This window comes from Microbacterium sp. (genome assembly GCF_047607465.1).
Lineage (GTDB): Bacteria > Actinomycetota > Actinomycetes > Actinomycetales > Microbacteriaceae > Microbacterium.
Genome location: NZ_JASGCY010000022.1, coordinates 1 through 4,122, shown reverse-complemented (window position 1 = coordinate 4,122; position 4,122 = coordinate 1). Strand labels below are relative to the sequence as shown.

Genomic DNA, 4,122 nt, shown 5'->3' with positions numbered 1-4,122 from the left:
CGCGGTGGCCACTTCTGCGTCTGCCGTCAGCGCTTCTCGAGCTCCTCGGCCACGAGGAACGCGAGCTCCAGGCTCTGCATGTGGTTCAGCCGCGGGTCGCACAGGCTCTCGTAGCGCGTCGCGAGGGCTGCCTCGTCGATCTGCTCGGAGCCGCCGAGGCACTCGGTGACGTCGTCGCCGGTGAGCTCGACATGGATGCCGCCGGGGAAGGTGCCAACGGCGCGGTGCGCCTCGAAGAAGCCGCGCACCTCGTCGACGACGTCGTCGAAGCGACGCGTCTTGTAGCCGGTGGGTGTGGTGATGCCGTTGCCGTGCATCGGATCGGTGACCCACAGCGGCCGCGCTCCCGAGTCGCGGACGGCTTCGAGCAGCGGGGGCAGCGCGTCGCGGATCCTCCCCGCGCCCATGCGGGTGATGAACGTCAGACGCCCCGGCTCGCGGTCCGGGTCGAGCTTGTCGATCAGCTCGAGAGCCGTCTCTGGCGTCGTGGTGGGGCCGAGCTTGACGCCGATGGGGTTGCGGATCTTCGAGAAGTAGTCGACATGCGCGCCGTCGAGGTCGCGCGTGCGCTCCCCGATCCACAGGAAGTGCGCCGAGGTGTTGTACGGGGTGTCGGTGCGCGAGTCGATGCGGGTCATCGGGCGCTCGTAGTCCATCAGCAGGCCCTCGTGACCCGTGAAGAACTCCACCCGCCTGAGCTCGTCGAAGTCGGCGCCGGCGGCCTCCATGAACTTGATCGCGCGGTCGATCTCCGCCGCCATGCGCTCGTAACGCTGGTTCGCCGGGTTCTGCGCGAAGCCCTTGTTCCACGAGTGCACCTCGCGGAGGTCGGCGAAGCCGCCCTGGGTGAAGGCGCGGATGAGGTTCAGGGTGGACGCAGCCGTGTGGTACCCCTGCAGCAGGCGGCCGGGGTCGGCCCGACGGGAGCCCTCGGTGAAGTCGTAGCCGTTGACGATGTCGCCGCGGTAGGCGGGCAGGGTGACGTCGCCACGGGTCTCGGTGTCGCTGGAGCGCGGCTTGGCGAACTGGCCGGCCATCCGTCCCATCTTCACCACGGGCATCGAGGCGCCGTAGGTGAGCACGACGGCCATCTGCAGCACCGTCTTGATCCGGTTGCGGATCTGCTCGGCGGTCGCACCGGCGAAGGTCTCGGCGCAGTCGCCGCCCTGCAGCAGGAAGGCCCGACCGGATGCCGCGCGCGCCAGTCGATCGCGGAGGATGTCGACCTCGCCCGCGAAGACGAGCGGCGGCAGCGCGGCGATCTGCTGGGAGACCTCGGTGACGCGCTCGGCATCCGGCCACTGCGGCTGCTGCTTGATGGGGAGCGAACGCCACGCGTCGAGGGCTTCGGAGTGGTGCGGGAGCATGATCCCAGCCTAGCGGCGAGCGCAGCGTCAGGAGCGCCGCGCGGCAGCGGCCGGGAGGCGGTCCTTCACGGTCGACGCGTACACGTCCTCGTACTCCTGCTCCCCCAACCGCTGCAGGGCGATCATGATCTCGTCGGTGACGGAGCGGAGGATATAGCGGTCGTTCTCCATGCCCGCGTAGCGGGAGAAGTCGAGGGGCTCGCCGACCACGATCCCCACGCGCATGATGCGCGGGATCCGGCTGCCGATCGGCATCGCGGTGTCGGTGTCGACCATGACGACGGGCACGACCGGCACCTTCGCCTCGAGCGCCATCCGCGCGATGCCGGTGCGGCCGCGGTACAGCTTGCCGTCTGGACTGCGAGTGCCCTCGGGGTAGATGCCGAGGAGGTCGCCGCGTCCGAGCACCTGGAGCCCCGTGTTCAGTGACGCCTCTGAGGCCTTGCCGCCGGATCGATCGATGGGGATCTGCCCTGTGGCCTTCATGAAGTACTTCGTGGCCCAGCCCTTGATCCCGCGACCGGTGAAGTAGTCGCTCTTCGCCAGGAACGAGACCGGACGATCCAGCATCAGCGGCAGGAAGATCGAGTCGGCGAACGACAAGTGGTTGCTCGCGAGGATGGCGGCGCCGTTCGCGGGCACGTTGCCCCGCCCGACGGCCCAGGGGCGGAACACCGCCTTGACCACGGGGCCGATCACCACGTACTTCATCAGCCAGTAGAACATCGGGTGAAGTCTAGCGCTGCGCCCGGCTTCCGCCGACGATCGCAACTCAGTTCCGTTTACGATGAGATTGAGTCTCATGCCGTAGACTCTCAGGAACACGTGCCCGACCGGTATCGAAGGAGCTGCCGTGGTTCAGTTTGAAGTCCCCGCCGTCGTCCCCGCCGACCCCGACGCGAACATCGCCGACATCCTCGTCAAGCGCGTCGAGGCCACCCCCGACCGCGCGCTCTTCTCGGTTCCCGATGGCGACGGATGGCGCGACATCTCCGCCGCCGACTTCGAGACCGCCGTCATCGCGCTCGCCAAGGGCTTCGTCGCCGCCGGCATCCAGCCTGGCGAGAAGGTCGGGTTCCTCGCCCGCACCACCTACGAGTGGACCCTGGTCGATTTCGCCCTGTTCTACGCCGGCGCCGTGATGGTGCCGATCTACGAGACCAGTTCCCCCTCGCAGATCCAGTGGATCATGGAGGACTCCGGCGCGATCGCCCTCCTGGTCGAATCGCCAGAGCACTTCGCCCGCGTCGACGAGGTGCGCGGCGATCTCCCGCTCGTGCGCGAGATCTGGCAGATGCACCTCGGCGCGATCGATGCGCTCGTCGCCCAGGGGCAGTCGGTCTCCGACGACGAGATCACGCGCCGCCGCTCGCTGGCCAAGGGCGCCGACATCGCGACCCTCATCTATACCTCGGGATCCACCGGCCGCCCCAAGGGCTGCGTGCTCACGCACAGCAACTTCGTCGAGCTCTCCCGCAACGCGGCGAAGGCGCTCGACGAGGTCGTGCAGACGCCCGGAGCCTCGACGCTGCTGTTCATCACCACCGCGCACGTCTTCGCGCGGTTCATCTCGATCCTCGATGTGCACGCCGGCGTGCGCACCGGTCACCAGCCCGACACCCGTCAGCTGCTGCCTGCGCTCGGCTCGTTCAAGCCCACCTTCCTACTCGCTGTCCCCCGCGTGTTCGAGAAGGTCTACAACTCCGCAGAGCAGAAGGCCGAGGCCGGCGGCAAGGGCAAGATCTTCCGCGCCGCCGCCGACGTCGCAATCGAGCACTCCAAGCTGCTCGAAGAGGGCAAACCCATCCCGTTCGGCATGAAGCTGAAGTTCGCGCTGTTCAACAAGCTCGTCTACGGCAAGCTGCGCGAGGCCATGGGCGGCAACGTCGTCTACGCCGTCTCCGGCTCCGCCCCGCTCGGCGCCCGCCTCGGGCACTTCTTCCACAGCCTCGGCGTCGTGATCCTCGAGGGGTACGGCCTCACCGAGACCACGGCTCCGGCGAGCGTCAACCTCGCCGACGCGTCGAAGATCGGCACGGTGGGCCCGCCCCTGCCCGGTGTCGGCATCCGCCTCGCCGAGGACGGCGAGATCGAGGTGCGCGGCATCAACGTGTTCAAGGAGTACTGGAACAACCCCGAGGCGACGGCTGAGGCCTTCAGCGACGGCGGCTGGTTCCGCACCGGCGACATCGGCAGCTTCGACGCCGAGGGCTTCCTCACGATCACCGGCCGCAAGAAGGAGATCATCGTGACCGCCGGCGGCAAGAACGTCGCCCCGGCGGCGCTCGAGGATCCGATCCGCGCGAACCCGATCATCGGGCAGGTCGTCGTCGTCGGCGACCAGAAGCCGTTCATCTCGGCGCTGATCACGCTCGACCCCGAGATGCTGCCGACCTGGCTGTCGAACAACGCCCTCCCCGCGGACATGTCGCTGGCGGATGCCGCGAAGAACGACGCCGTGCGCGCCGAGGTGCAGAGGGCCGTGGACCTTGCGAACACGCGGGTCTCCCGGGCGGAGTCGATCCGCAAGTTCCACATCCTCGACACCGAGTGGACCGAGGCCTCGGGGCACCTCACGCCGAAGCTCTCGATCAAGCGCAACGTCATCATGAACGACTTCGCCGACGAGATCTCCGCGATCTACGACGAGCCGGTCGCCACGACCAACGTCGCCATCGGAGGCTGACCCCTCCCCCGAGGCCGAGACCCCGCCATATCGCCGAAACCCCGTGCTGCCGACGTCGGCAGCACGGGG

3 protein-coding genes are annotated in these 4,122 nt (G+C 68.3%); 1 reads left to right on the top strand and 2 read right to left on the bottom strand.

Annotation, left to right across the window (positions count from 1 at the left end; all coding sequences use genetic code 11):
* Positions 1-26: 26 nt before the first annotated feature.
* Positions 27-1,367 (bottom strand): class II 3-deoxy-7-phosphoheptulonate synthase, encoded by a 1,341-nt coding sequence (locus QM568_RS02305; protein ID WP_415135406.1) that lies wholly within the window; start codon positions 1,365-1,367, stop codon positions 27-29.
* 27 nt (positions 1,368-1,394) lie between these two features.
* Positions 1,395-2,093 carry a lysophospholipid acyltransferase family protein gene (locus QM568_RS02300; protein WP_415135404.1) on the bottom strand — a complete coding sequence of 233 codons (699 nt, stop codon included), beginning with the start codon at positions 2,091-2,093 and terminating at the stop codon, positions 1,395-1,397.
* 127 nt (positions 2,094-2,220) lie between these two features.
* On the opposite strand from QM568_RS02300, the gene QM568_RS02295 reads away from it, so the two are divergent.
* Entirely contained in the window at positions 2,221-4,053 is a 1,833-nt protein-coding gene (locus QM568_RS02295) for an AMP-dependent synthetase/ligase (protein ID WP_415135402.1), read from the top strand.
* The last annotated feature ends 69 nt before the right edge of the window (positions 4,054-4,122 follow it).

Coding starts and splice junctions, on each gene's coding strand:
- QM568_RS02305 (WP_415135406.1), bottom strand. CDS start 1,367: ATGCTCCCGCACCACTCCGAAGCCCTCGACGCGTGGCGTTCGCTCCCC.
- QM568_RS02300 (WP_415135404.1), bottom strand. CDS start 2,093: ATGTTCTACTGGCTGATGAAGTACGTGGTGATCGGCCCCGTGGTCAAG.